Annotated in this window: 1 protein-coding gene; it reads right to left on the reverse strand. The window is 56.8% G+C overall.

Translation table 11 applies throughout. From position 1 onward, the window contains the following. A partial coding sequence (locus tag MO867_RS23130; protein WP_252473500.1) for an ATP-binding cassette domain-containing protein occupies positions 1–199 on the reverse strand: 199 nt, incomplete at its 3' end. Positions 200–234 lie beyond the last annotated feature (35 nt).

Here is a 234-nt window from a genome sequence, read left to right on the forward strand (position 1 = left end):
TGGGCTGATCGAGCCCGGCCAGCATGCTCAGCAGGGTTGACTTGCCGGCCCCGGAGGGGCCAATAATGGCAAGGCTTTCGCCACGGCGAACCTCAAGATTGAGGTTCTCGAACAGCTGCAACTCGCCACTCTGGGTGTGGAACTTTTTGCTGACCGCCTGGGCCGAAACGACAACTTGATCTGGTTTTGGAGAGTCCATGTTCCGCCTGCTGCTGTTTGTCTGTGTGTTATTAG

Source organism: Microbulbifer okhotskensis (assembly GCF_023895975.1).
Taxonomy (GTDB): Bacteria; Pseudomonadota; Gammaproteobacteria; order Pseudomonadales; family Cellvibrionaceae; genus Microbulbifer; species Microbulbifer okhotskensis.